This window comes from Rummeliibacillus sp. SL167 (assembly GCF_007896505.1).
Lineage (GTDB): Bacteria > Bacillota > Bacilli > Bacillales_A > Planococcaceae > Rummeliibacillus > Rummeliibacillus suwonensis.
This window is the reverse complement of record NZ_VCBM01000004.1, coordinates 184,049-205,990: the sequence shown is the minus strand read 5'-3', so window position 1 is coordinate 205,990 and position 21,942 is coordinate 184,049. Positions and strand designations below refer to the sequence as shown.

Annotated in this window: 23 protein-coding genes; 22 read left to right on the top strand and 1 reads right to left on the bottom strand. The window is 37.4% G+C overall.

Features of this window, described 5'->3' with window-relative positions; genetic code table 11:
- Positions 1 to 369: 369 nt before the first annotated feature.
- Positions 370 to 618 (bottom strand): hypothetical protein, encoded by a 249-nt coding sequence (locus FEZ13_RS16375; RefSeq protein ID WP_146553572.1) that lies wholly within the window; start codon positions 616 to 618, stop codon positions 370 to 372.
- 131 nt (positions 619 to 749) lie between these two features.
- On the opposite strand from FEZ13_RS16375, the gene FEZ13_RS16370 reads away from it, so the two are divergent.
- The 22 genes from FEZ13_RS16370 (at position 750) to FEZ13_RS16260 (ending at position 21,486) form a co-directional block, all read left to right on the top strand.
- A complete protein-coding gene (locus tag FEZ13_RS16370; RefSeq protein ID WP_255473235.1) occupies positions 750 to 1,391 on the top strand; it encodes a DedA family protein in 642 nt (213 codons plus the stop codon).
- A gap of 72 nt (positions 1,392 to 1,463) precedes the next feature.
- Entirely contained in the window at positions 1,464 to 1,934 is a 471-nt protein-coding gene (locus FEZ13_RS16365; RefSeq protein WP_146547547.1) for an S-ribosylhomocysteine lyase, read from the top strand.
- A gap of 388 nt (positions 1,935 to 2,322) precedes the next feature.
- Complete coding sequence (locus FEZ13_RS16360; RefSeq protein ID WP_146547548.1) at positions 2,323 to 3,558, top strand: EAL and HDOD domain-containing protein; 1,236 nt, start codon at positions 2,323 to 2,325, stop codon at positions 3,556 to 3,558.
- Between the two features lie 108 nt (positions 3,559 to 3,666).
- Positions 3,667 to 4,062 carry a cytochrome c551 gene (cccB, locus tag FEZ13_RS16355; RefSeq protein ID WP_146553570.1) on the top strand — a complete coding sequence of 132 codons (396 nt, stop codon included), beginning with the start codon at positions 3,667 to 3,669 and terminating at the stop codon, positions 4,060 to 4,062.
- Between the two features lie 523 nt (positions 4,063 to 4,585).
- Positions 4,586 to 5,515 (top strand): HPr(Ser) kinase/phosphatase, encoded by a 930-nt coding sequence (hprK, locus tag FEZ13_RS16350; protein ID WP_146549853.1) that lies wholly within the window; start codon positions 4,586 to 4,588, stop codon positions 5,513 to 5,515.
- A gap of 39 nt (positions 5,516 to 5,554) precedes the next feature.
- On the top strand, positions 5,555 to 6,364 hold the full coding sequence (gene lgt / locus FEZ13_RS16345) for a prolipoprotein diacylglyceryl transferase (RefSeq protein ID WP_146553569.1): 810 nt from the start codon (positions 5,555 to 5,557) through the stop codon (positions 6,362 to 6,364).
- Positions 6,365 to 7,165: 801 nt separating this feature from the next.
- Positions 7,166 to 7,690 (top strand): acyltransferase, encoded by a 525-nt coding sequence (locus FEZ13_RS16340; protein ID WP_146553568.1) that lies wholly within the window; start codon positions 7,166 to 7,168, stop codon positions 7,688 to 7,690.
- A 111-nt stretch (positions 7,691 to 7,801) separates the two neighbouring features.
- Positions 7,802 to 8,971: an ATP phosphoribosyltransferase regulatory subunit gene (locus FEZ13_RS16335; RefSeq protein WP_146553567.1), complete on the top strand. Its 1,170-nt coding sequence runs from the start codon at positions 7,802 to 7,804 to the stop codon at positions 8,969 to 8,971.
- Complete coding sequence (hisG, locus tag FEZ13_RS16330; RefSeq protein ID WP_146553566.1) at positions 8,964 to 9,587, top strand: ATP phosphoribosyltransferase; 624 nt, start codon at positions 8,964 to 8,966, stop codon at positions 9,585 to 9,587. Before FEZ13_RS16335 ends, hisG begins: the two co-directional genes overlap by 8 nt.
- A gap of 14 nt (positions 9,588 to 9,601) precedes the next feature.
- Positions 9,602 to 10,882, top strand: coding sequence for a histidinol dehydrogenase (gene hisD, locus FEZ13_RS16325; RefSeq protein ID WP_146553565.1), 1,281 nt, complete (start codon positions 9,602 to 9,604; stop codon positions 10,880 to 10,882).
- Position 10,883: 1 nt separating this feature from the next.
- The gene (gene hisB, locus FEZ13_RS16320) at positions 10,884 to 11,477 is read left to right on the top strand and encodes an imidazoleglycerol-phosphate dehydratase HisB (RefSeq protein ID WP_146553564.1); all 594 of its coding nucleotides are present in this window, start codon (positions 10,884 to 10,886) and stop codon (positions 11,475 to 11,477) included.
- Complete coding sequence (hisH, locus tag FEZ13_RS16315; protein ID WP_146553563.1) at positions 11,474 to 12,121, top strand: imidazole glycerol phosphate synthase subunit HisH; 648 nt, start codon at positions 11,474 to 11,476, stop codon at positions 12,119 to 12,121. The genes hisB and hisH overlap by 4 nt, the downstream gene beginning before the upstream one ends.
- Entirely contained in the window at positions 12,118 to 12,855 is a 738-nt protein-coding gene (hisA, locus tag FEZ13_RS16310; RefSeq protein ID WP_146553562.1) for a 1-(5-phosphoribosyl)-5-[(5-phosphoribosylamino)methylideneamino]imidazole-4-carboxamide isomerase, read from the top strand. Before hisH ends, hisA begins: the two co-directional genes overlap by 4 nt.
- Positions 12,855 to 13,613 carry an imidazole glycerol phosphate synthase subunit HisF gene (hisF, locus tag FEZ13_RS16305; protein ID WP_146547558.1) on the top strand — a complete coding sequence of 253 codons (759 nt, stop codon included), beginning with the start codon at positions 12,855 to 12,857 and terminating at the stop codon, positions 13,611 to 13,613. The genes hisA and hisF overlap by 1 nt, the downstream gene beginning before the upstream one ends.
- On the top strand, positions 13,610 to 14,230 hold the full coding sequence (hisIE, locus tag FEZ13_RS16300) for a bifunctional phosphoribosyl-AMP cyclohydrolase/phosphoribosyl-ATP diphosphatase HisIE (protein ID WP_146553561.1): 621 nt from the start codon (positions 13,610 to 13,612) through the stop codon (positions 14,228 to 14,230). Before hisF ends, hisIE begins: the two co-directional genes overlap by 4 nt.
- 80 nt (positions 14,231 to 14,310) lie before the next feature.
- Entirely contained in the window at positions 14,311 to 15,831 is a 1,521-nt protein-coding gene (locus tag FEZ13_RS16295) for a tetratricopeptide repeat protein (RefSeq protein WP_146553560.1), read from the top strand.
- 93 nt (positions 15,832 to 15,924) lie between these two features.
- Positions 15,925 to 16,872: a thioredoxin-disulfide reductase gene (gene trxB / locus FEZ13_RS16290; protein ID WP_146553559.1), complete on the top strand. Its 948-nt coding sequence runs from the start codon at positions 15,925 to 15,927 to the stop codon at positions 16,870 to 16,872.
- Between the two features lie 613 nt (positions 16,873 to 17,485).
- The gene (locus tag FEZ13_RS16285) at positions 17,486 to 17,968 is read left to right on the top strand and encodes an 8-oxo-dGTP diphosphatase (protein WP_146547562.1); all 483 of its coding nucleotides are present in this window, start codon (positions 17,486 to 17,488) and stop codon (positions 17,966 to 17,968) included.
- Positions 17,961 to 18,842, top strand: coding sequence for an RNase adapter RapZ (gene rapZ / locus FEZ13_RS16280; RefSeq protein ID WP_146547563.1), 882 nt, complete (start codon positions 17,961 to 17,963; stop codon positions 18,840 to 18,842). The genes FEZ13_RS16285 and rapZ overlap by 8 nt, the downstream gene beginning before the upstream one ends.
- A gap of 4 nt (positions 18,843 to 18,846) precedes the next feature.
- Complete coding sequence (locus FEZ13_RS16275; RefSeq protein WP_146547564.1) at positions 18,847 to 19,833, top strand: gluconeogenesis factor YvcK family protein; 987 nt, start codon at positions 18,847 to 18,849, stop codon at positions 19,831 to 19,833.
- 35 nt (positions 19,834 to 19,868) lie between these two features.
- The gene (gene whiA, locus FEZ13_RS16270) at positions 19,869 to 20,816 is read left to right on the top strand and encodes a DNA-binding protein WhiA (RefSeq protein WP_146547565.1); all 948 of its coding nucleotides are present in this window, start codon (positions 19,869 to 19,871) and stop codon (positions 20,814 to 20,816) included.
- A gap of 412 nt (positions 20,817 to 21,228) precedes the next feature.
- Positions 21,229 to 21,486 (top strand): HPr family phosphocarrier protein, encoded by a 258-nt coding sequence (locus FEZ13_RS16260; RefSeq protein WP_146547567.1) that lies wholly within the window; start codon positions 21,229 to 21,231, stop codon positions 21,484 to 21,486.
- Positions 21,487 to 21,942 lie beyond the last annotated feature (456 nt).

Sequence of the window (21,942 nt, the reverse complement as noted above, 5' to 3'; positions counted from 1 at the left end):
GAGAGCCAATAAATCCTCCGAGAGAGCGAATGGCCCCACGGCTCCGCAGAAACGTTTTAAGGGACAAAGTCTAAGTTCACCAAGTCTTGTGGCAATGGCTTTGGGGGCAACATCGTGTTGAATCGAGGGATTGAAGCCCAAGAACGTGGAGAGTACCGTCTTTAGCGGAACACACAAATCTGAATATCGAAAGTCCGTGTTTTTTATCTGTATTCTGCATTATGAAATTGATTTAAATGTATTAAAACTAGCAACTTTACCTCTCATCGAATCGTTACAATTAAAGTATTCCATCAGGCATGTTGATTAGGAAAAAATTGGGATAAATATTTGGTACCATTTTAAAAAATGCTGTATTTTTAGCTCCATTTATGTAGATTGGAGTGAAGGCTTGCTCGACTCCTCGAAAATGCACGCATTTCCTTCGTGCGGTGTGGATACAGGAAGTAAATTCAATGTCCAGCGGGAAAAGCGAGCAGATGAGACCCTGCACGGAGCGCAAGCGATTAAGGAACGGAGTCTAAGGGCGCCACGTCCTGTGGCAACGACTCCGTGACCAACATCCTGTTGCCCCCAGCGTTCGCCCGCATGAGTCGTGCAAGCCGTAGCGGAAATCAACGAATACCTAATATTTCTATGGATATAATTGGATAATCAACACGTCTGGTATTCCATTTTTGTTTCGTGACAGAAAAGCGATAAAACAGTATGATGAATATAATAAGGAAAGATTGTGAGTGTAGTGAATGATTGATTTTGTAAAAGGTTTGATTGATTTTATCATGCATATTGATGTGCATTTAACAGAGATTGTTTCCCAATATCATGGGTGGGCATATGGGATTGTATTTTTAATCATATTTATTGAAACCGGCGTTGTCATCATGCCTTTTTTACCAGGTGATTCGCTATTGTTCGCAAGTGGTGCATTAGCTTCTTTAGGTGCATTAAATTTGTGGATATCAATCATTATATTTTTTGTCGCTGCTGTTATTGGGGATTCCTTAAACTATGAGATAGGGCATAAGATAGGTAAGTCAATTCCTGAAAATAGTTTTTTAGGACGAGTAGTCAATAAAGAACGTATGCAAAAGGCGCAAGATTTTTTTAATAAATATGGCGGCAAAACGATTGTTATTGCACGATTTATGCCATTGATCCGGACATTTATTCCATTTATAGCTGGCGCAAGTAAAATGCATTATAGATATTTCATCATTTATAATGTCGCAGGAGCATTATTATGGGTATTAGTTGGTGTATTCAGCGGTTATTTCTTCGGCAATATCCCATTTGTAAGAAATAACTTTTCAACCGTTATTTTAGCTATTGTCGTTGTATCGGTTTTACCAGCCATCGTCGGCATGCTAAGAGCAAAATTTAAAAAATAGATTTGCTAATGATATAAATATTTTCAAAAATGTTAGAATAAATGTATATTAATATAAAAGGAGATTTGCTCAATGGAAAAATTAAATGTGGAAAGTTTTAATCTTGATCATACAAAAGTTCAAGCGCCTTTTGTCCGTCTTGCAGGTGTTAAAAAAGGGATTAATGGAGACGAAGTATATAAATACGATATTCGCTTCAAACAACCTAACAAAGAGCATATGAATATGCCAGCATTACATTCGATTGAACACTTAATGGCGGAGAATATTCGTAATCACACAGATCATGTTGTCGATTTAAGTCCAATGGGATGTCAAACAGGCTTCTATTTATCCCTTATAAATCATACAGATTATGATGAAGTGCTAGATATTATTGAAAAAACCTTTAAGGATGTACTGAATGCGACTGAAGTACCTGCTTGTAACGAAGTCCAATGCGGTTGGGCTGCAAGCCATAGTTTAGAAGGAGCCAAAGAATTAGCAAAAGAAATGCTTGCCAAACGTGATGAATGGAAAACAATTTTTGCAGAAGAAAAATAATAATGCTTAGGGATATTGCTTAGAAATTTATCTTGCAATATCCTTTTTTGTTGTAAAGCAAAGCTTCCATACGGTGAAGGATCAAGCAATGCCCACTGTCTGGGGGTTCTCTTATTTGTTTCAGGGATCTCAATAAATCCTTTTTTCAAAGAGGGTATTTGTATTCATAGCCAAGCAGTCCGTAGCGGAAAACAATAGATTCCCTATATTTTATGGTAAAAATAGGATAATAAATATATCCATTATATCAAGTACAAATCTTGGCATTGAATCCAAATGATAAAAGTTCTTTTTTTACTATATAAAATGCTGAAAATGTTAAAATAGTTCAACAACATCTTCCGAAAATTGTTATAATAATAGTAATAATGTATGAAGGAGAACACAAATGGAGATCTTTATAGGGAGACAACCAATCTTTAATACTAAAGAACAAGTCTATTCATATGAATTATTATATAGAAACGGTATTGAAAGTAATCAATTTCCAGAAATTGATTCAGATTTGGCTACAGTTGATGTGATTGTCAATTCTTACTTTTCTATTGGGTTTGAAGAATTGACGAATGGCAAACCTTGTTTTATCAATTTTACTGAAAATTTATTGATGAGTGATATTATTGATCAACTAAATCCAACACAAGTCGTCATTGAAATTCTCGAAGATATTCCAATTACTGAAGCATTGATACGACGTGTAAAAGAACTTAAAGTGAAAGGATTTCGATTTGCTCTAGACGATTTCATTATGCAAGATGACTATTATCATATTTATGATGATTTATTTCCTTATATAGATATTATTAAAGTCGATTTCTTTATTTCTACAGATGAAGAGAGAAAGAAAATTGAAGACCGTGTTAAACATTCATTTCCTCATATTATTTTACTTGCAGAAAAAGTTGAAACAAGGGAACAATATCAAGAGGCCATTCAGAAAGGGTATACCTTATTCCAAGGCTATTTCTTTATGAAGCCACAAATCATTCGAGGTAGTGACATTTCTTCTAATCTATTACAATATTATCGTGTGATTGCATTATTACGTGCGGAAGAACCTGATATCGATCATATTGCTGAGGGAATCGAGCATGACGTTGCTTTATCATACAAACTTATGCAATTGATCAATTCTTCATCAAAACGTTCAAAGTCAAAAATTCGTTCAATTAAACAAGCAATACTCCATTTGGGATTAGAGGATTTGAAAAGATGGATTTACATACTGACATATCGTGAATCACAAAAATGTAAGCCGGCTGGTACGTTCAATGAGCTTGTGAAAATTTCATTGAGCAGAGCTAAAATGTGTGAATTGCTGGCAAAATACAATAGAAAAAGAAATACTTCCGAATACTTTTTAGTAGGCATGTTTTCATTGATCGATGCGTTATTACAAAGACCAATCAACAGTATTTTGATACAATTGCCGTTATCGGAAGAAGTAGCCGAAACCATATTAGGTAATGAAACAATCATGCAACCCTATCTACAATTGGCCATCGCTTTAGAACGAATGGATTTTGAAAAAGTCAATGATATTGCACATGAATTACAAATAAATATAGATGATGTTTTTGAAATATTTAAAGCTGCAAACAAATGGTCTGATGGTATTTCATAGTTAGCGTAAAACAGTCACAAATATTCTACTTTCTGGCGGTTTAATTTGTTATTGAATTTGTTATACTTACTATGTAAGCTATTACAAATTTTTATAGGAGGGTCTACCATGAAAAAAGTTCTACTTGCAATGTTATTCGGTTCTGCTTTAGTATTAGCAGCCTGCGGAGGTAATGATGATGATAACGCAGCAGATAATAACGACACAAAAACTGAAACAACCGATAACACAACAAATGACACGGCAACGGAAGAAAAAACAAATGAAACAGCGACAGCTGACGGTGAAGCAATTGCAAAACAAAAATGTATTTCATGTCATGGCAATGATTTAACTGGTGCTATGGGACCGGATTTAACAAAAATCGGTTCTAAATTATCAGAAGATCAAATCAAAGATGTTTTAAACAAAGGTAAAGGGCAAATGCCTGCAAAACCAAGCAATGGATTACAAAGCGATGACGAAGTAAATGCTGTTGCAAAATGGCTTTCTGAACAAAAATAATATTTTAAAACTAGCTTTCATGAGGGGAAAGCTAGTTTTTTCATTGGATCAAATCATAACAGCCGAGTAAGGAAAGTCTTACTCGGCTTGTTGAATCTTATTGAAAGAAAATGATTTTACATAGTAAGTTAACCGATTGTGTCCCATACTTAAATTTATGCTAAAATATGTTCGTATTGTTTTATCCCGCGTTAACGGGCAGTAAGGCTCCATCTCAAGGTTTAGAGAGAAACGAGAAAGATAGTTGGGGATCAACTGCCGCATGCGCCCGATTGGTTTGGGCGGGCAAGATGTTGGTCCCTCAGGTGTTGCCACAGGACGTGGCGCTTTTCACTTTCGTTCTTCTATTTCAGTGGGGAATGAAGAAAACCCCCAATGATGGAAGCTTCACTTTATCTTAATTCAGTAGAAAAGCTCAATTGCTGTAAATAACACCCCATTCAACTTATACAGTGCGGGATAAAAAAATCTCAGAAGTTGAGTATTATTTTATGTTTATTGGAAAGGTGGTATGATGATGCCTTTGGATCAGGTTTGTACGAAAGATGTAATGGAAGTATTGAATCTGAAGCTAATAAGTGGTGAGGAAGGAATCGGACGGCATATTTTAACGAGTGATATTTCACGTCCGGGGCTTGAGATGGCAGGCTACTTTACACATTATCCTGCAAAACGGGTACAACTTTTAGGAAAAACGGAACTATCATTTTTTGAAATGTTATCAAGAGAAGTACAATTCGATCGGATGAATAAGCTTTGTTCTCAAGAAACCCCGGCTATCATCATCTCACATGATATGGAAGTTCCAGAGGCTTTAATAGTAGCTTCCGAAGAACATCATGTACCTGTATTGACAACAAAATTGACAACTACTCGGTTTTCAAGTTTATTGACAAATTATTTAGAGAGTCGTTTAGCGCCAACAACAGCAGTGCATGGCGTATTGATGGATATATACGGAATTGGTGTTTTAATCACTGGGAAGAGTGGAGTGGGAAAAAGCGAAACTGCACTCGAACTTGTCAAAAAGGGACATCGTTTAGTGGCAGATGACTGCGTTGAAATTCGTCAAGAGGGTGAAAGTACGCTGGTCGGTAATGCACCACCTTTGATTGATCATTTACTTGAGATTAGAGGAATTGGCATTATTGATATTATGACATTGTTTGGTGCGAGCGCCGTGCGGAAACATAAACGAATTTCACTAGTCATCGATCTAGAAACATGGGATTCAGAAAAAACATACGACCGTTTAGGGTTGGACTCAGAAACCATGAAAATCATCGATACAGAGTTACCAAAGTTGACAGTTCCCGTAAGACCAGGTCGAAATCTATCGGTTATTATAGAGGTGGCTGCTATGAATCATCGTTTAAAGAATTTAGGCGTAAATGCTGCAGAAGAGTTTTCACGCAGATTGGATAGCGTCATTGAAGGAAATGACGAATTCTAGATGAAAACAGTTATAGCGTAGAGGCGAAAGGAGATTATTATGGATTCAATTTTAATGGCAATTAATCCAGTAGCATTTACACTTGGCCCCATATCAGTCCGTTGGTATGGAATCATCATTGCTTGTGGAATTATCATTGCTTATTTTGTAGGGCAAAGAGAAATGATTAAAAGAGGTTTCAATGAAGAGATATTAACGGATTTATTGATTTGGGCAGTGCCTATTTCTATTATTTGTGCCCGAATTTATTATGTAACCTTTGAATGGCCATATTATGCAGCACATCCCGATGAAATCATTCAGATTTGGCATGGGGGTATCGCCATACATGGTGCACTTATTGGTGCCTTTGTGACAGCGATTATTTTCTCCCACAAAAGAGGGATTAGTTTTTGGAAAATAGCAGATATATTAGCGCCGTCACTTATTATAGGTCAAATTATAGGTCGTTGGGGCAATTTTATGAACCAAGAGGCATATGGAGGTGTAGTAGAGCGTTCGTTTTTAGAAAATCTACATTTACCGAATTGGTTGATTGAACAAATGAATGTCAATGGATTCTATCATCATCCAACATTTTTATATGAATCTGTTTGGAACCTAATTGGATTGATCATTTTATTGGTGCTTCGAAAGGTAAACCCACAACGAGGGGAAATTTTCTTAACCTACATTATATGGTATTCATTTGGCCGTTTCTTTGTTGAAAGGATGAGAACGGATAGTTTACTAATTGGTGATTTACGTATGGCACAGATTGTGTCACTAGTGGGCCTTGTGCTAGGTGTTATTATCCTAATCTACCGTCGATTAAATATTAAACCACCTGTTCAATATAAGGATCAATAGAAAGATCAATGCGCTTGCGTGTTTCCGTGTCTTTAATGGGGCATTTTGAAACAATAGGATACAGTAGCATTCATATTTAAGTCAGCTATAAATTTGTAGTATATCGCCGACATTGCTTTGGATAATAGATTTAGAGAATTTAAGTTTCCATAGTGATGCGGCGATTCCTTTAATAGCAGGAAATTATTAATGCTGTTTCAGATTTTAATTAGAGTTTGTAATGATAGTGCTGATTATTTTTTATGAAAGAAAGATGATAAAGTGAAGATTCACGCAGTGTGAGTTTTCTTCATCTCTCAACATGATAGTTGAATCAATCGGGTTCAAAGAGAGTGATTCCAATTTTATAGGCATATACTCATGCCTGAATTTCCCGGGAAATTCACAAAAGCCGACATGATTCCATCTATCGTTTTGAATCGAATCAAATCATTTTCGACAAGTGATTTTTCAAGAAGCAAGTGGTAGATTCATTGTTATATATAAATCTAAATTTTCAACAGCATGGCGAATATGAAATCGTATGGCCGCTTATCAAAGATGAAGAACTTGCCCGAAGTTATCATAAGTATGGATAGAGTGAAATATGTCAAAACTATTTTAGAGCCTAGATCATTAGAAAGAACAAAGTGTATAGAAAAAAGTATTTTATCGTGGTGATAATTTGCATGGCATTTTAGGAAGAAGAATGCGTGTGTGAGAATAAATGGTCTATTTTATTTGTTGAGAGAAAGAACTTTTAATGCAGCTAAATTGGATCAATACTATATGTTGATCTGAAAAATCGTAGAGGAGCATGCTATGCGTAGAACGGAAAGATACCCTGTAAGAGGTTCAACATCACTTTGGCAAATATATAAAACGGTTTCTTTTTGGAAAGTCGTGAAATGTTTCATCATTATTGAAATGGCTCGTTATACGCCATTTCTTGCAGTTAAAAATTGGCTTTATCGTACATTTTTAAAAATGGAGATTGGTGAAAAAACATCGTTTGCATTAAAAGTAACACCAGACACAATGTTTCCAGAACGCATTAAAGTGGGAAAAGATACGATCATTGGCTTTAATACAACGATCCTTGCGCATGAATATTTAGTAGATGAGTATAGGCTAGGAGATGTTGTGATCGGCGATCGGGTTATGATTGGTGCCAACTCGACTATTTTGCCCGGTGTCATGATTGGAGATGATGCCATTATTTCGGCAATGACATTAGTGAATAAGGATGTCCCTGCTGGGGCATTTGCTGGCGGCAATCCTATGAGGATCATTTATACGAAGGAAGAAATAGCTGAAAAAGAATCAGTTAATTCTAAAAAATCATAACATATACACATATTTTCTTAGAACACTTGACTTCATGTTTCTCTTATTATAGAATACTTTCATACATCATCACTCTAGCACGTTAAAGTATATAGATTAGGAAGTGTAATAATGTCACCAATTCGAAAGTTTGAAAAACCGCTTGGAATGCGCGATACATTTCCAAAGATTTTTGAAAAGAAGGAGATTATTCGACAAACAGGACGTGAATTTCTTCGCTTAAGAGGATTTGATTTTATCCAAACGCCAACACTTGAATATTACGACACTATTGGTAAAGCTTCTGCTATTGTTGATTCTTCGCTATTTAAACTGGTTGATAGTCAAGGAAATACATTAGTGTTGCGTCCAGATATGACAACACCTATTGCACGTGTTGCGACTTCAAAATTATTAAAAGAGAAAATTCCATTACGCTTAGCTTATTTTGCAAGTGTTTTTCGGGCACAGCAACTAGAAGGTGGTCGTCCAGCAGAATTTGAGCAAATGGGCATTGAGATTATCGGAGATTCTTCCGTCTATGCAGATGCGGAAGTCATTTTAACGGCTATTCATTTGCTAAAAGCGTTAGGAATCGAAGAATTTAAGATCACAATTGGAAACGCTGGTATTTTGGACGCCATCATTAAGAAAAATGTTCAAGATGAAAAACAATTTGAGGAATTACATAGCTTATTGGTACGCAAGAATATTGTCGGTTTTGAGGAAGCGGTCATTTCTTATCATCTACCAGCTGAAAAAGAAAAAACATTATTATCATTTATCGAAGATGCAACAGAGATGAAAAGTATCCGAGAAATTGCAAAATATTTATATGAAAAAGATGCCTTTATCTACATGGAACAGCTAGCATCGATATTGGAAATTGCAGATGCCACTTCATACATTGCGTTCGACTTTACTTTAGCAAGTCATATGAATTATTACACAGGGATGCTATTCGAAGTATTTGCAACCGGCTCTGGTTTTCCAATTGGTAATGGTGGTAGATATGACGGTTTACTTCAGGTATTTGGAACAGAAGTTAGCGCTATTGGTTTTGGCTTACGAGTAGACCATCTATTAGAAGTGATCCCGCAACAGTCTGATGAAAAAAACGAAGTACTTGTACTGTTCGTAGCAACACAGTTGGCTGAAGCACTGAAAACAGCTGAAAAACTTCGGGCACAAGGAAAACGTACTACCTTGCAATCGATAGAAGGATTAGAAAATCTAGCAGCATTTGAAAATCATTTTGCTGAAATTGTACGGATTGGACAAGGGGGTAACGTCCATGAATGAGTTAACAATTGCTATGCCAAAAGGACGTATTTTCGAGGAAGCCTATGAAATGCTGATCGAGGCAGGCTTTGAATTACCAGAGAATGTTGAAATGTCACGTAAATTAATGATTGAAATCCCACAAGAGAAAATTCGCTTTATCTTAGCAAAGCCAATGGATGTGCCCACTTATGTAGAACATGGTGTGGCGGATATTGGCATCGCCGGAAAAGATGTATTGCTTGAACAAAATCGTGAAGTACATGAATTATTAGATTTGAATATTAGTAAATGTCATATTGCATCTGCGGGATTACCAAATACAACCTTGAACGAAATTGCACCTCGTATTGCAACAAAATATCCAACCGTTGCATCGGATTACTATCGCGAAAAAGGAGAACAAGTAGAAATCATTGGATTGAATGGTTCAATCGAGTTGGCCCCGATGATTGGTCTTGCAGATCGAATCGTAGATATTGTATCCACTGGTCAAACATTAAAAGAAAATGGGCTTGTGGAATATGAATTCATCACAGATGTTTCATCAAGATTAATCGCTAATCCTGTGAGCTATCGGATGAAAAACGAACGAATTTTAGATTTAGTAAAGCGCCTCAAAAAATGTGTAAAATGAGAGAAGGATTTGCTATGAAAATAGAAGTATTAACAGATGATATTTCATTAAAAAGACCTTTGGAAAGTGGTAATGAAGAACAATTAAAAACGGTACGCCAAGTATTAAAAGATGTTCGTGAAAAAGGAGACGAGGCTGTTAAAGCATACAGTCTCAAATGGGATGGTTTTGCACCAGATAGTTTACGAGTGACACAACAGGAAATGGATGAAGCTGTCGCATCATTAGATCCTCAGTTAGTACAAGATTTAACCGAAGCAGCTGCCAATATCCGCTTATATCATGAACAACAAAAACGTGAAGGCTATAAGTTGAAACTAGCAGATGGTTCTTGGTTAGGACAACGGATTTTGCCAATTGCCTCTGTCGGTTTATACGTTCCCGGCGGTTCAGCAGCTTATCCATCTTCTGTTCTAATGAACGTTATTCCAGCTCAAGTGGCTGGCGTTAAACGAATCGTACTGGCATCGCCAAGTGATAAAAACGGTCAATTACCTGCTGCTGTATTAACGGCAGCATCTATCTTAGGAATCGAAGAAGTTTATAAAATGGGCGGCGCACAGGCTATTGGGGCACTTGCATATGGGACGAAGACAATTCAAGCTGTAGATAAAATTACAGGACCGGGGAATATTTTCGTGGCATTAGCGAAACGCGAAGTTTTTGGAGAAGTCGCTATCGATATGATTGCAGGACCAAGTGAAATTGCGATTATTGCAGATGAGTCAGCCTATGCGGATGAAGTTGCTGCAGATTTATTATCACAAGCAGAGCACGATCCAATGGCATGTCCAATTCTTATTACAACGAGTGAACGCTTAGCTGAAAATGTACAAATGCATGTGGAAGAACAGTTGAAATCTCTTCCTCGTGAAGCAATTGCTAGACGATCTGTGGAGAATTTTGGACATATTTATATTGCTGAATCTATTCAACAAGCAACAAAAGCGATTAATCAACTAGCACCTGAACACTTAGAAATTGTCACGGAAAATGCAGAGAAAGTTAGTGAACAAATTGATAATGCCGGAGCGATTTTTTTAGGACGCTATAGCTCTGAACCTGTTGGCGATTATTTTGCCGGAACGAACCACGTTTTACCAACGAATAGTACAGCGCGCTTTGCAAGCGGGTTAAATGTCGATGATTTCATAAAGAAAACAAATGTCGTTTACTATACAGAAAAAACATGGTCTGACAATGCACCCAAAATTGCCCGCCTAGCAAGACTTGAAGGATTAGAAGGACATGCAAGAGCAGTGGAATCAAGGGGCTGGGATAAAGGAGAGGAATAATTTGGCACGTTACGCAAAAATAGAACGTAAGACAAATGAAACACAAATTGCGATTGAAATTGATCTGGATGGTGAAGGAATAGCAACTGTTAACACAGGTGTACCATTTATGGACCACATGCTCGATCTTTTTATGAAACATGGTCTTTTCAATGGCCAAATCATAGCGAATGGCGATACAGAAATTGATGATCATCATACGACCGAAGATGTAGGGATCGTACTTGGTCAAGCAATCAAAGAAGCTCTTGGTGATAAAAAAGGTATCAAACGTTATGGAAATGCATTTGTACCAATGGATGATGCATTGGCGCAAGTTGTCATTGATTGTTCCAATCGTCCACATTTAGAATTTCGTGCAGAAATTCCTTCCCAAAAAGTTGGTACATTTGATACGGAACTTGTACATGAATTTTTATGGAAATTTGCATTGGAAGCACGGATGAACGTCCATGTTATCGTTCCTTATGGTCATAATACGCACCATATTATAGAAGCAATCTTTAAAGCCTTAGCGAGAGCAATAGATGATGCCGTGCAAATCGATCCACGATTGAAAGGAAAAGTACCATCAACGAAGGGGTTGTTAACATGAAAATCGGCGTCATTGATTATGGTATGGGCAATCTTTTTAGTGTGGAGCAAGCTCTTAAGCGTTTAGGCTGCGAAGTGCTTGTTTCCGCGGATCAAACAAGCTTGTTAGCATGTGATGCGCTTATATTGCCGGGGGTCGGTGCCTTTCAGGATGCCATGAAAAGGCTTCATGATACAGGGCTTATAGCATTATTTGATAAAGTGGTAGCAACTAACAAGCCTCTTCTTGGTATTTGTCTAGGCATGCAACTGCTATTTGAAGAAAGTGAAGAAAATGGTCATTGGCAAGGATTGGGGATTTTTAAAGGGTATATCAAACAATTTTCAGGAAAAGATTCTTTAGGAAAATCCTACCGAGTACCACATATGGGGTGGAATGATTTGCAATTTGCCAAATCCCCAACATGGTTAGACCAATTACCAGAAGAACGTTATGTCTATTTTGTCCATTCTTATTTTGCAACAGAAATGGATGAGGGAGATTTAATCGCATATGCAGAGTATGGCGATGTGAGAGTCCCTGGGATTGTGCAAAAAGGGAATGTGACAGGCATGCAATTTCATCCAGAAAAGTCAGGCGAATGTGGTGTCTATTTACTCCAACATTGGCTTCGTGCAGTTGAGAAGGGAGTAGCTACTTTATGAGTTCCATTCAAATTTTTCCAGCTATCGATATGAGAGGCGGCAAATGTGTTCGTCTATTCAAAGGCGACTATGCCAAAGAAACCGTTTATGCGGATTCACCTTTTGAAATGGCAAAAAGTTTTGCAGAGGCAGGCGCAAGTTATGTACATATGGTCGATTTGGATGGCGCCAAAGATGGTAAACGTGCACATGCGGATGAAGTCATTCGGGTTGCAAAGGAATTACCTCTAAAGGTTCAAATCGGCGGAGGGATTCGTTCGGAAGAAGATGTTCGTTATTATTTAGAAAATGGTGTGGATCGTGTGATCATTGGTAGTCTGGCTATCCGTGAACCAGAACTTGTAAAGGGATTTATCAAAGAGTTTGGTTCTGAACGAATTGTCATTGGTATAGATGCTAAAGACGGTATGGTCGCGACACATGGTTGGATTGAAACTTCTGATCAATCAGCGATTGAAGTAGGGAAAGTTTTTGCAGAAGCGGGTGCAAAATATTTTATCTTTACAGATATTGCAACGGATGGAACACTAGCTGGCCCCAATATTGAAGCAAATCTATTATTAGCGCAGGCAACTGGCGCTCATATCATTGTTTCAGGTGGGATTAGTGCATTAGAAGATATTGCTAAAGTTAAAAAAGCATCACAAAGCTCAACTGTCAGCGGTGTCATCATTGGCAAAGCGTTATATGCAGGCCGTTTTACACTACAAGAGGCACTAAGGGAGGCGGAATAATGTTAACGAAACGAATTATTCCATGTCTAGATGTCAAAGAAGGCCGTGTCGTAAAGGGAGTACAATTCGTTTCTCTACGAGATGCAGGCGATCCTGTAGAATTAGCTAAATTTTACAACAAACAAGGTGCAGATGAACTTGTATTCCTTGATATCTCTGCTTCACATGAAGGGCGTGAAACGATGGTTGATGTTGTGCGCAAAACAGCGACCGCACTTGCTATACCATTTACAGTAGGTGGTGGTATTCGAACATTAGAAGATATGAAGCGTTTATTGCGTGCTGGTGCTGATAAAGTATCGATCAATTCTTCTGCGATTAATCGTCCTCAACTGATTAAGGAAGGCTCTGATTATTTTGGCGCACAATGTATCGTCGTTGCCATTGATGCAAAGTGGAGTGAAGAAGATGGCACATGGATGGTTTACACACATGGAGGAAGAAATAAAACAGAAAAAAAAGCGATAGCTTGGGCAAAAGAAGCTGTTGCACTTGGTGCAGGAGAATTGCTTGTAACAAGTATGGATCAAGATGGGGAAAAGAATGGCTTCGATTTACCACTAACGAAAGCGATTCGTGAGGCCGTTAATGTGCCAATCATTGCAAGCGGTGGTGCAGGTAAAGTAGATGACTTCTATGAAGTACTACATGATATTGACGCGGATGCAGCATTGGCCGCTTCAATTTTTCACTATAAAGAAACAAGTGTTGCAGAAGTAAAAGCAAGTTTAAAACAGCGAGGAGTAGCAGTGAGATGACTGAAAATTTAAAATTTGACGAAAACGGTTTAATTGTATCAGTTGTTCAAGATGCAAGAACAAAAGAAGTATTAACGGTAGCTTATATGAATAAAGAATCTTTAGAAAAAACAATTGAGACAGGTGAAACATGGTTCTTCAGCCGCTCGAGACAAGAACTTTGGCATAAAGGAGAAACGAGTGGAAATACGCAAAAAGTGGTTGCATTGCGTGTGGATTGTGACCAAGATGCGTTGGTAGTGGAAGTTTTACCAAATGGTCCAGCTTGCCACAAAGGGACCGTTTCTTGCTTTAGTGAAGTGATCAAAGAAAAAGAATCATCCATAGGCTCTCTCGACATTTTAGAAACATTGAAAAATGTTATTAAAGATCGGGAAGAAAAAATGCCGGAAGGTGCCTACACAACCTACCTATTTACAGAAGGTGTAGATAAGATTTGTAAAAAGGTTGGTGAAGAAGCAACAGAAGTCGTCATTGCTTCTAAAAATCGCGATGCCGAAGAACTAAAATGGGAGGCAGCGGATTTAATTTATCACTTACTAGTACTTTTACAGGAACAAAAATTAGATTTGTACGAAGTTTTGGGTGTTTTGCAAAAACGTCATGAAAAGCACTGATTTATGATATAATATTAGATACGATGTCTAAGGAACGTACAACAGCGTTCCTTATTATTTTTGGAGGAAAACTATAGGATATGAATAGTGAACAAAATACTCGAAAAAATGTTGTATTCTTTATTCCTAATGGTGAATTTTATTATAAAAAAGCAGTACAAGCATTGAATCGTGATCAAGTAGAAAAAGCACTTAAATATTTGAGAAGAGCGGCTGAACTTAACCCAGAGGATTCATTGATATTGTTACAATATGCCATTGTTGAATTGGAAGCGGGTCGCCTCACCCATGCGTTAGAGTTATTGAAAAAAGCAAACGAGATCGATCCAAATGAGCCTGAAATCTTGCTGTTTTTAGCGGAAGGCTCTGCTCAAGCCGGATTCATGGAAGATGCAAAATATTTTGCAGAGGAGTATTTGCGCCTTGATGAAATGGGGGAGTATGCAGATGAAGCAATGGATATTATAGACTTTGCTTCATCCGTGGTGGGTGATGTTCCTTCTGATAAATCGGTGAGTCAAGAAGCCATTTATCTGCAAGAAAAGGCAAGAAAACTGATGGAGAAAGGTAAGCTCGATGAAGCAATCGTACTTTTAGAGAATATCATTACGGACTATCCTGACTTCTGGGCAGCTTACAATAATTTATCTCTCGCCTATTTTTATAAAGGCGATTCCGAACAAGCTAGGGCCTTGTTGCATCAACTATTGCAAAAAAATTTTGGAAACTTGCATGCGCTTTGTAATTTAACGGTTATGGCTTACTACGAGAAGGATGAGGAAGAATTACAAGCGTTAACAGCGTTACTGGTCAAACTTTGTCCATACTCTTTTGAGCAACGCTATAAACTTGGGGCAACATTAGCATTGATCGGTCGTTATGAAGAAGCCTATAAATGGTTGAAAAGTATGAAAAAACATGGTTTTGAGGGAGATACAGGCTATTATTTTTGGTTATCTCATGCAGCGTATTTTTTAGGCTTTGAAGAAGAAGCAAGAATGATATGGGATAAGCTACTTGAGATTGCTCCTGATAAAATAGGCTATGAACCTTGGACGATTGAGCACAATCAATTTCAAGCAGATTCAATTGAAAAAAATCGGAATTTTATTGTTGAAAAGCTAGAAAGTAAATATAGAAGCGAACGGTTATTAGGGATATTTTTATTGGGAAAATCCCCTTATCAACAAGAAATCCTTGCTCATCCCAGTTGGGTTCAGATCGACCGTTATACGCCCATCGAAAAATTATATTTAGCCTATACATTAGATCGCAATTTTCTAGATAATGATCGCACATTAAAGTCATTTCTGCGTTCAGCGGAGGTTGCTGAAATTTTGTATGGTGAGGCTAAGCCGCTGCAATTGAATGATACTTTTTTATTTCAAATGTGGTTCGTTTTATGCGAGCGTGCACTGGATAAAGATTATCCATTCAAAAATCCGAATGCGCTTGCAGCTGCAACTGAATATATGTATAAATCATCTCGTCTAAAGAATATTACCAAAAAAGAAGTAGCAGATTATTATGGCATTTCTACTGTTACATTGACAAAATATGTGAACGAATTGATACAATTTTTGCCTCTTTTTGATAAGTGATTTGTGGATTCATAAGCAGATATCTTGTCATAAACAATGGCAATCCTCTAAGATTAAAGCAAAATGAACTGATACGACTTAGGAGGAACAGACATGTCAGAAGAAAAAATTTATGATGTTGTAATTATCGGTGCTGGTCCTGCAGGCATGACTGCTGCAGTTTATGCTTCACGCAGTAATCTCTCTACTTTAATGTTAGAAAGAGGGATCCCTGGAGGACAAATGGCGAATACAGAAGAGGTTGAAAATTATCCCGGCTTTGAATCCATCTTAGGACCAGAATTGTCGACCAAAATGTTCGACCATGCGAAAAAATTTGGGGCAGAATACGCTTATGGTGATGTTACTGAAATTATCGATGGGGAAGAATATAAAACCATAAAAGCTGGTTCAAAAGAATATAAGGCACGTGCTATTATCATCACTACAGGTGCAGAGTATAAAAAGATGGGGATACCTGGTGAAAAAGAACTTGGTGGTCGTGGTGTCAGCTACTGTGCTGTATGTGATGGTGCATTCTTTAAGAATAGAAATTTAATCGTTGTTGGTGGAGGAGATTCTGCGGTTGAAGAGGGAATATATTTAACACGATTTGCAGATAAAGTAACAATCGTCCACCGCCGTGATCAATTACGCGCTCAAAAGATTATTCAAGATCGTGCGTTCGCTAATGAAAAAATAGATTTTATCTGGAACCATACGGTAAAAGAAATCCACGAAAAAGATGGGAAAGTAGGTAGTGTAACTCTTGTTTCTACTGTAGATGATACTGAACAAGAGGTCCAAGCTGATGGTGTATTTATATATATTGGTATGCTTCCATTAACAAAACCTTTTAAAAATCTAGGCATTTTAAACGAAGCTGGTTATATTCAAACGAATGCAGAAATGGAAACCGCTGTTCCGGGTATCTATGCTGCGGGTGATGTTCGCGATAAAACGTTACGTCAAATCGTTACAGCAACTGGTGATGGAAGTATCGCAGCACAAGCCGCTCAGCATTATGTGGAAGAACTAAAAGGAAAATTTCCTGTAAAATAATTCAATTTAATAATTCCTTAATACAGTTGTTATTAACCTGCAACAAAGATTGTGTATAGTGAAGAATGTAATAACCCCTTTTAAATAGAAATATTGTTAGGTTGTTTCTGTCGGTTTTCTCGACCGTAGGAAGCAACCTCTTTTTTATCCCGCGTTAACGGGCAGGGGCAGTAAGACCTCCGCCTCAAGGTTTAGAGAAAAACGAGAAAGAAAGGTGGGGGATCAACTGCCCCATGCGTCCGATTGGTTCGGGCGGGCAGGATGTTGGTCACTCAGGTGTTGTGACGGGACGTGGAACTTTTAACCTGAGTTCCTCTATTTTAGTGGGAGATGAAGAAACCCCACACTGATGGAGTTTCACTTTATCCCGCATGAACAGGAAGTATCCAATAGTCTCGCATAAGATTCAAGTAAAAAGCAGAGGATGTGTGGATCAACTGCCTGTAAAAGCACGATTTGGTTGAACTAATACTCAGTGGAGAAACATCCCTTGAGTGAAGTTTTACTTTATAGCAATAGGAGAATTTGTGTTTTTAGATTATTCTTTTGGATTCAAGTAGTTGAAAACGGTATAATAAATATGATAAGAATTGTTAGAAATGGGGTGTCGTGTGTGCAAAGAATCGCCAATTTATTAGTAAAAAAAGACGACCAAGTGCTTTTGTTGAAGAAACCACGACGCGGTTGGTATGTTGCACCAGGTGGAAAGATTGAAAGCGGAGAGTCGATTTTCGAAGCGGCAAGTCGTGAATTTCGAGAAGAGACGGGCGCTACAGCCATTAAGCCACATCTAAAGGGCATTTACACAATGGTTATAAAACGTGGAGAAGAAGTGGTGAATGAATGGATGTTATTCACTTTCATAGCCGAAGATCTGCAAGGGATACCCTATAAAGAAACCCGTGAAGGAGTATTAGAGTGGCACCCGATTGAAAATCTAAAACATTTACCTATGGCAGAAGGTGATCGCACGAATTTATTATTTGCAGTTGAATCAGTAGGTACACAATATGGAACTTTTACATATACAGAGGATTTTCAATTGTTAGAGGAAAAAATTCAGATGTCGTGCGAAGGGGATGGAAAGAATGCCTAGTCCACAGTCAGTGAACGAGTTAATTATCATAACGGGAATGTCTGGAGCAGGGAAAACTGTAGCTATTCAAAGTTTTGAAGATCTAGGTTTTTATTGTATAGATAATTTACCCCCAGCATTACTGCCAACTTTTTTAAATTTAATGAAAGAATCTAAAAAAGAAATTTCTCGTATTGCAGCTGTAATGGACCTACGAGGGGGAGATTTTTTCTCTTCATTAATCGATGCATTAGATCAGATTGAAAGAGAAGATCTTGTTGCCACAAAGATTTTATTTTTAGATGCTGATGACGAAACATTAGTCAGACGTTATAAGGAAACTCGCCGCTCACATCCATTGTCTGAAAATGGCTTACCTCTTATGGGGATCAAGCGTGAGCGTGAATTATTAGCAGATGTAAAGGAACGTGCCCAATTTATTTATAATACATCAAGTATGAAACCGAGAGAATTACGCCAACGAATTATTGCCCAATTTTCAGACGCGGAATCTCGTACTTTCACCGTAAATGTGATGTCATTTGGATTTAAACACGGTATGCCGATCGATGCGGATTTAGTATTTGATGTACGTTTTTTACCAAATCCATACTATATTGAACTACTTCGTTCGAAAACCGGATTAGATGAAGAAGTTTCATCATATGTATTAAAATATGATGAAACAAGAGCTCTAATTGAAAAGTTGATGGATTTATTTGAATTTATGATACCGTTGTATCAAAAAGAAGGGAAAACACAGTTAGTCATTGCCTTTGGATGCACAGGTGGTCAACATCGTTCTGTCACTTTAGCGGAATACTTTGGTAACCACCTAGATAAATATGCACCAACAGTGATTACACATCGTGATATTGCCAAAAGAAAGGGATAACTTAATGCCAAAAAGTCAAACGAGAATAGTCATTATTGGTGGCGGTACAGGGCTTTCAACATTACTGCGGGGATTAAAAAAATGCCCAGTAGATTTGACTGCTATTGTAACAGTTGCCGATGATGGTGGAAGTTCGGGACGGATCCGTGATGACTTTGCGATTCCGCCGCCAGGAGATATTCGCAATGTTATTGCAGCACTTTCAGAAGTGGAACCGTTAGTTGAAGAAATGTTCCAATATCGTTTTAAAGGAAAAGAAGAATTAGGTGGACATTCACTTGGAAATCTAATGTTAACAGCATTGACAGAAATAACAGGGGACTTTTCACATGCTATACGTGAGATGAGTCGTGTGTTAAATGTCCATGGTAAAGTTTTACCAGCTGCCAATCAACGTATTACGTTATTAGCTGAATTAGACGATGGCACTATTGTACAAGGCGAGTCGAAAATTCCAACGTTCGACACTAAGATCAAGCGAGTATTTTTGTCACCAGCAGATGTACAGCCATTACAAGAAGCGGTCAATGCCATCTTGAATGCAGATATCATTATTATTGGACCGGGAAGCCTATACACTAGCATTTTGCCAAACCTATTGGTAGAAGGAATCAAAAATGCAGTATTAGAAGCAAAAGGGCATAAAATATATATTTGTAATCTAATGACGCAGGCAGGCGAGACCTCAAACTATACAGCTGCTGATCATGTGCAAGCGCTTTATGATCACGTTGGTGAGGATTTTATCCAAACGATACTCATCAACAAAGAGGAAGTGCCAAAAGCGATCCGGGAAGCCTATAGTAAAGAGTTGGCAGAACCTGTAAAATTTGATGTGGAACGCTTAGAAAATATGGGGCTTGAAGTTGTGAAAAAAGATATTGCTACGATCCATAATGGCGTTATTCGTCATGAAACCAATAGAGTTGCTGCATGGATAGTAGAATATGCGACAAACTATCAACAAAAGAAGCAATCGTGGTCAAATTAGCGTAAAATAGATTATTGAAGAGAGGGGGAATCGAAATGTCATTTGCTTCGGAAACGAAAAAAGAACTTACTCAAGTTGAAGCAGAAGATGCGAGTTTGAAAGCAGAACTATCTGCCCTTATCCGAATGAATGGTTCTCTGTCCTTTGCTAATCACCAAATAAGTCTTGATGTGCAAACTGAAAACGCAGCGATTGCTCGTAGAATGTATACCATTATGAAAAAATTATATCAGCATCGAATTGAATTATTAGTACGTAAAAAGATGCGGCTAAAGAAAAATAATGTGTATATTTGCCGCGTGCGTGATGGAGCAAAAGAGCTATTGGAGGAATTATATATTCTTTCTGGTAATTCTTTATTCGATCATGCCATCGCAGAAGAGTTGACCGATACGGTAGATCAAAAAAGAGCATATTTACGTGGAGCCTTTTTAGCAGGTGGCTCTGTGAATAATCCTGAAACTTCTTCCTACCATTTAGAAATTTATTCTTTATATAAAGAGCATGGAGAAGCCTTAATGAGTTTAATGAATTGCTTTGAACTCAATGCCAAAACGATAGAACGCAAAAAAGGCTTTGTAACGTATTTAAAAGAAGCTGAGAAGATTTCAGATTTCTTAAGCCTTGTAGGTGCTCACCAAGCCATGCTAAAATTTGAAGATGTACGGATTGTACGAGATATGCGAAATAGTGTCAATCGTTTAGTTAACTGTGAAACGGCTAATCTGAACAAAACAATTGGTGCTGCGATTCGTCAAGTTGAAAATATCCGTTATATCGATAACATGATCGGTATCGATCAATTACCAGAAAAACTACGTGAAATCGCGCGGTTACGGGTAGAATATCAAGAAGTAACACTAAAAGAACTTGGCGAGATGGTATCAACAGGCGTTGTAAGTAAATCAGGTGTCAACCATCGTTTACGCAAAATCGACGAAATTGCCGATGCGCTCAGAAATGGCGAAAAAATAAAAGTTTAATTTAATGATTAAGATAAAACCATGTAAGTTGTAAAAAATCATCTTTTTATCCCGTATCAACAAGCGGCAAGTCCCCCATCATTTTATGGGGGATAAAAAGCCTGATTGTTTCACTCATACATAATGGAGGATGAAAAAACCCCCTCACTGTGTGAAGTTTTCATTGATTCTTTTGGGATGAAGAAGGATTCAAAATAACAGATGGATTTTATCCCGCTTGAACGGGCAGTAATACACCTCTCTCAAAATTCAGCGAAAGCAAAGAAGGTAGGCGGGAGAGCAACTGCCCGTAAAAGCCCGATTGGTTCAACTAATCATCAGTGGTGGGTGAAGAAAACCCCCACTGATGAAAGTTTCACTTTATATGTTCATTTCATTCAAACTGTTCTAACTTAAAAGGGGAGGATCCATTGTGGTAGAAAAACAAGTAAAAGTCAAACTAAAATCAGGATTACAAGCGAGACAAGCGGCATTATTCGTTCAAGAAGCGAATCGTCATTCGGCTGACGTATTCCTTCAAAAAGACGATAAAAAAGTAAATGCAAAAAGTATCATGGGGATCATGAGCTTAGCGATTGCAAGAGGAACTACTATTATTTTAAGTGCAGAAGGTAATGACGAAAAACAAGTATTAGAAAAACTGGTTAAAATAATTGAAAACGAAGATTAGTTAAATAGATAAAAAGCGCTAAGGAGCAACTCGATAAGATTGTTCCTCAGCGCTTTTTTGTGTTTGAAAAATTCTGTATAGAAAATCGTTGATCATTCTCAATCGTAGTGGTACTGAAGCGATCGTTTTAAGAAAAAACTGATGGATTTAAATGTAGTAGAGGATTAAGAAGTGCTTACTATTCGTCTGGAAAATTTATTCTAATAAGAGAAGAAGAAAAATAATTTGACTAATGCATAAAATATATTTGAATAGCTATTTAACATTTTAAACATATATTTTATATTATTGCACTGAACAAATATTGAACAAAAAATAAACATAATCTAAACAGTATGATGCTTTTTAAATATTTATATATCAATGAATGTGATATTTTCGTGAATTTGAATTTTTTTTTGAAAATGATAGAAAAGTAATGGTGTGAGTTAGTGTATTTGTAATACATTTAATATT

Excerpts from the sequence above, each read along its gene's own strand:
- FEZ13_RS16360 (WP_146547548.1), top strand. The coding sequence starts at position 2,323 with ATGGAGATCTTTATAGGGAGACAACCAATCTTTAATACTAAAGAACAA.
- whiA (WP_146547565.1), top strand. The coding sequence starts at position 19,869 with ATGTCATTTGCTTCGGAAACGAAAAAAGAACTTACTCAAGTTGAAGCA.
- FEZ13_RS16340 (WP_146553568.1), top strand. The coding sequence starts at position 7,166 with ATGCGTAGAACGGAAAGATACCCTGTAAGAGGTTCAACATCACTTTGG.
- lgt (WP_146553569.1), top strand. The coding sequence starts at position 5,555 with ATGGATTCAATTTTAATGGCAATTAATCCAGTAGCATTTACACTTGGC.
- hisH (WP_146553563.1), top strand. The coding sequence starts at position 11,474 with ATGAAAATCGGCGTCATTGATTATGGTATGGGCAATCTTTTTAGTGTG.
- rapZ (WP_146547563.1), top strand. The coding sequence starts at position 17,961 with ATGCCTAGTCCACAGTCAGTGAACGAGTTAATTATCATAACGGGAATG.
- hisIE (WP_146553561.1), top strand. The coding sequence starts at position 13,610 with ATGACTGAAAATTTAAAATTTGACGAAAACGGTTTAATTGTATCAGTT.
- trxB (WP_146553559.1), top strand. The coding sequence starts at position 15,925 with ATGTCAGAAGAAAAAATTTATGATGTTGTAATTATCGGTGCTGGTCCT.
- hisA (WP_146553562.1), top strand. The coding sequence starts at position 12,118 with ATGAGTTCCATTCAAATTTTTCCAGCTATCGATATGAGAGGCGGCAAA.
- cccB (WP_146553570.1), top strand. The coding sequence starts at position 3,667 with ATGAAAAAAGTTCTACTTGCAATGTTATTCGGTTCTGCTTTAGTATTA.
- hisF (WP_146547558.1), top strand. The coding sequence starts at position 12,855 with ATGTTAACGAAACGAATTATTCCATGTCTAGATGTCAAAGAAGGCCGT.
- FEZ13_RS16335 (WP_146553567.1), top strand. The coding sequence starts at position 7,802 with ATGTCACCAATTCGAAAGTTTGAAAAACCGCTTGGAATGCGCGATACA.
- FEZ13_RS16365 (WP_146547547.1), top strand. The coding sequence starts at position 1,464 with ATGGAAAAATTAAATGTGGAAAGTTTTAATCTTGATCATACAAAAGTT.
- FEZ13_RS16275 (WP_146547564.1), top strand. The coding sequence starts at position 18,847 with ATGCCAAAAAGTCAAACGAGAATAGTCATTATTGGTGGCGGTACAGGG.
- hisG (WP_146553566.1), top strand. The coding sequence starts at position 8,964 with ATGAATGAGTTAACAATTGCTATGCCAAAAGGACGTATTTTCGAGGAA.
- FEZ13_RS16295 (WP_146553560.1), top strand. The coding sequence starts at position 14,311 with ATGAATAGTGAACAAAATACTCGAAAAAATGTTGTATTCTTTATTCCT.
- hisD (WP_146553565.1), top strand. The coding sequence starts at position 9,602 with ATGAAAATAGAAGTATTAACAGATGATATTTCATTAAAAAGACCTTTG.